This window comes from Gemmatimonadales bacterium (genome assembly GCA_030697825.1).
Classification (GTDB): Bacteria; Gemmatimonadota; Gemmatimonadetes; order Gemmatimonadales; family JACORV01; genus JACORV01.
The window spans coordinates 1-4,067 of the sequence record JAUYOW010000110.1 but is presented as its reverse complement, the minus strand read 5'-3'; the positions used below and the strand labels follow the sequence as shown (position 1 = coordinate 4,067).

Here is a 4,067-nt window from a genome sequence, read left to right as displayed (position 1 = left end):
TGCACGTCCAGCCCTGGCAACTGCCCTATCACGGCCGGCGCGACCGCGACAAGCAGGACCGCGAGCGTCCGGTGCAGAAGAAGTGCTACGCCTGCGACGCCTGGAGCGAGCAGTTCTTCGTCAACGACGTGGCGAACCCCTACACCACGCCCGAGGGCCAGCCGTTCGACTGGATCCGCGGCCGGCAGGTGGGCGGGCGCTCCATCACGTGGGGGCGGCAGGTTTACCGGTGGAGCGACCTGGACTTCGAGGCCAACGCGCGGGACGGCTTCGGCGCCGACTGGCCCATCCGCTACGCCGACATCGCTCCCTGGTACGACTACGTGGAGCGGTACATCGGCATCAGCGGCGACCCGGAGGGCCTGCCGCAGCTGCCGGACGGCCAGTTCCTGCCCGGCATGCCGCTCAACCTGGGCGAGCAGTTCGTGCGCGACGGTCTCGCCCGTCGTTACGGACGCGAGCGGGTGCTCACCATCGGACGCTGCGCGATACTGACCCAGGACCACCGCGGCCGGGCCGCCTGCGCCTACTGTGGCGTATGCGAGCGCGGCTGCTCGACCTTCTCGTATTTCAATAGCGTGCACGTCACGCTGCCCGCGGCGCGGGCCACCGGGAGGCTGACGCTTCGGCCCCACAGCGTGGTGCACGGCGTGATCTACGATCCGCGCACCGGAAAGGCGTCGGGCGTCCGGGTGGTGGACGCGCAGACGATGGAGGCGCTCGAGTTCCGCGCCCGCGTCGTCTTCCTGTGCGCCTCGGCGCTGGAGTCGGCGCGCATCCTTCTCAACTCCACCAGCGAGCGCTGGCCCAACGGACTGGGCAACTCCAGCGGGGTCCTCGGCAAGTACCTGATGGACCACTGGATGGGGGCAGGGGCATCGGGCACCGTTCCCGGGTTCGAGGACAAGACCACCTCGGGCCGCCGGCCTAACGGAGTGTACCTGCCGCGTTTCCGCAACGTCGGCAGCCCGGAGCCGGGGTTCCTGCGCGGCTATGCGTACCAGGGCGGCGCGAGTCGCGGCGGCTGGGGCCGCGGGACCTCGATCCCGGGCTTCGGTCGCGCCCTCAAGGAGGCGCTCCGCACGCCGGGTCCGTGGAGCATGTCGATCTACGGGTTCGGCGAGTGCCTTCCGCGGGAGACGAACTTCATCGAGCTCGACCCGGTGGTGCGGGACAAGTGGGATGTCCCGGCCCTCCGGATCCATTGCAGTTGGAGCGACAACGAGCGCGCCGCGATGCGCGATGCCCAGACCCAGGCCGCCGAGATGCTGGAGGCGGCCGGCGTTCGCGACGTCCACTCGTATCTCGAGGACAATGCGCCGGGCCTCACCATCCACGAGATGGGGACCGCGCGGATGGGGCGCGACCGCGCGACGTCGGTCCTGAACGGCTGGAACCAGTCGTGGGACGTCCCCAACCTGTTCTGCACCGACGGTGCCTGCATGGCGTCCACCGCCAACCAGAACCCGTCCATCACCTACATGGCGCTCACGGCCCGTGCCGCGGCGCACGCGGTGGAGCTGATGCGGCGGCGGGAGCTGTGATGCCGACGCGGCGGGAATTCGTCACTTCCTTCGGCGCCGCGACGATCGGTGTGGGCACCTCATGGTACCACTCCCTACTCCCCACACCCCGTTCTCCCGGTCGCCTCGGCCCGCTCGGCGTCCAGCTCTACACCGTGCGCGAGGAGATGCGTCGGGACATCGAGCGTACGCTCGCGCGCGTGGCGGAGATCGGCTACCGTGAGGTCGAGTTCGCCGGCTATTTCGGCCGCACGCCGCGGCAGGTCCGGGCGATGCTGGACGCCAATCATCTGGTCGCGCCCGGGGCGCACGTCGGTCTGGACACGCTGGAAGGCGACGCGGCGGAAAGGACCATCGAAGCCGCTCGGGTGATCGGGCACGACTACCTCATCGTGGCCTGGACGCCCGCCGCATGGCGGCGGTCCCTCGACGACTGGCGGCGCGTGGCCGAGCGCTTCAACCGCGCCGGCGAGCGGACGCGCGCCGCGGGCATCCAGTTCGCCTATCACAACCACGATTTCGAGTTCCGGGAGCTCGAGGGGCGCGTGCCGTTCGACGTCCTGTGCGAAGCCACCGACCCGCGATTGGTCCGGATCGAGCTGGACCTGTTCTGGATCGTGCACGGCGGCGGCGACCCGCTGGCGTTCTTGCGAAGGTGGCCGGGCCGGGTGCCGTTGGTGCACGTGAAGGACCGGACGGCGGATGGGCGGATGATGGATGTGGGCGCGGGCGTCATCGACTGGCGGGGAATCTTCGCGCGGCGGCGGCAGGCGGGGATCCGACACTTCTTCGTGGAGCACGACGAGCCGGCGGACCCCTGGGCGTCGATCCGCGCCAGCTACGGGTATCTCAGCGGCCTGCGGGTGTAGCCTGGATAGCCGAAAGCCGAGGAACTTTCCTTGCACCGACGCGGATTCCTGAGACTCACGGCTGGCGCAGCCGGCGCGCTGACCTTCCAGCGCGGCGTCCGCGCGGAAGCGGTGCCTCGCACCGGCCGCCTGAAGCAGTCGGTATGCCGCTGGATATACGAGCGCATCCCGCTGGCCGACTTCTGCCGCGCCGCGCGCGGGATGGGCCTGGTCGCCATCGACCTGCTCCAGCCCGAGGAGTGGCCGGTGGCGGCGGACAACGGCCTGGTCTGCTCGATGGGCTACCCGACGGCGCGGCGCGATTTCATTCGCACCGGCTTCAACGACTCGGCCAACCACCCGATGCTCCTGCGCGAGCTGGAACAGACCATCCCTGCGGCGGCGAGGGCCGGCGTGCCTAACGTCATCGCCATGTTCGGGAACCGGCAGGGGAGGACCGACGCCGAGGGCATCGACAACTGCGTCGCGGGATTGAACCGGATCAAAGCCCTCGCCGAGGAGCGCGGCGTCACCATCTGCCTCGAGCTGCTCAACAGCCGGATGGACCACCGCGACTACATGGGCGATCGCACCGCGTTCGGCGTGGCGGTGGTGCGCGCGGTTAATTCTTCGCGGGTGAAGCTGCTCTACGACATCTACCACATGCAGATCATGGAAGGCGACGTGATCCGGACCATCCGCGACAACGCGGCCTTCATCGCGCACTACCACACCGGCGGCGTTCCGGGCCGTCACGAGCTGGACGCCACCCAGGAGCTGAACTACCGCGCCATCGCCCAGGCGATCGCGGACACCGGGTTCACGGGCTACGTCGCGCACGAGTTCATCCCGGTGCGCGACCCGCTCACGTCGCTCCGCGAAGCCGTCCAGCTCTGCGACGTGTGAGGCGTATCCTCCTCGCCGACGCCGACGCGTTCTACGTGTCGGTCGCGCGGCTGGTGGATCCCGAAGGGGCGGGGAAGAGCCCGCTCCTAATCGTGGGCGGCTCGCCCACTGGCCGCGGCGTGGTCACGTCCGCCAGCTACGAGGCCCGGGCCTTTGGTGTCCACTCGGCGATGCCGATGGCGCGCGCCGCTCGGCTCTGCCCCGGGGCGATGATCGTCCCGGTTCCCTGGCAGGCATGCCAAGCGAAGAGCAGTGCGATCCGCCAGGTCCTCAAACGCTTCGCCCCGGTGGTCGAGACGGCCTCGAGCGACGAGTTCTACCTCGACCTCACCGGGACCGAGCGGCTCTACAAGGACGAGCCGCTGGCCGAGACGGCTCGGCGGATGCGCGAAGCGGTGGTCGAGGGGACCGAGTTGTCGGTCTCGATCGGCGGCGGGACATCGAAGGTCGTGGCCAAGCTCGCCGCGGGTATCGCCAAGCCGGGTGGCGTGCACGTGGTGCCGGCGGGGGAGGAGGGGGCGTTCATGCGCCGCTTCGCGCTGGGCGATATCCCCTTCGTCGGGAAGCGGTTCGTCGAGCGGCTGGAGCGACATCATCTCACGAGCGTGGACGACGCGCTGGCGGCGGGCGCCGACCAGCTCCGCCGCCGGCTGGGTGAGCGCGAGGGCGCGTGGCTGTGGGACCGCATCCGCGGCGTGGACCATGGCGAGGTGGAGACCGGCGGCGATCCCAAGTCGATCAGCCGTGACGAGACCTTTCCCGAGGACATCGACGACGACGCGGCGCTCAA

At 69.9% G+C, this 4,067-nt stretch carries 4 protein-coding genes; all 4 read left to right on the top strand.

The features are described 5' to 3' along the window. On the top strand, positions 1-1,544 hold a 1,544-nt coding region (locus tag Q8Q85_05785), incomplete at its 5' end, for a GMC family oxidoreductase (protein ID MDP3773762.1). Continuing rightward, the gene (locus Q8Q85_05780; GenBank protein ID MDP3773761.1) at positions 1,544-2,392 is read left to right on the top strand and encodes a sugar phosphate isomerase/epimerase; all 849 of its coding nucleotides are present in this window, start codon (positions 1,544-1,546) and stop codon (positions 2,390-2,392) included. The genes Q8Q85_05785 and Q8Q85_05780, both read left to right, overlap by 1 nt. A gap of 30 nt (positions 2,393-2,422) precedes the next feature. Next, positions 2,423-3,277 (top strand): TIM barrel protein, encoded by an 855-nt coding sequence (locus Q8Q85_05775; GenBank protein ID MDP3773760.1) that lies wholly within the window; start codon positions 2,423-2,425, stop codon positions 3,275-3,277. Continuing rightward, a partial coding sequence (locus tag Q8Q85_05770; GenBank protein MDP3773759.1) for a DNA polymerase IV occupies positions 3,274-4,067 on the top strand: 794 nt, incomplete at its 3' end. The genes Q8Q85_05775 and Q8Q85_05770, both read left to right, overlap by 4 nt.

Coding starts and splice junctions, on each gene's coding strand:
- Q8Q85_05780 (MDP3773761.1), top strand. CDS start 1,544: ATGCCGACGCGGCGGGAATTCGTCACTTCCTTCGGCGCCGCGACGATC.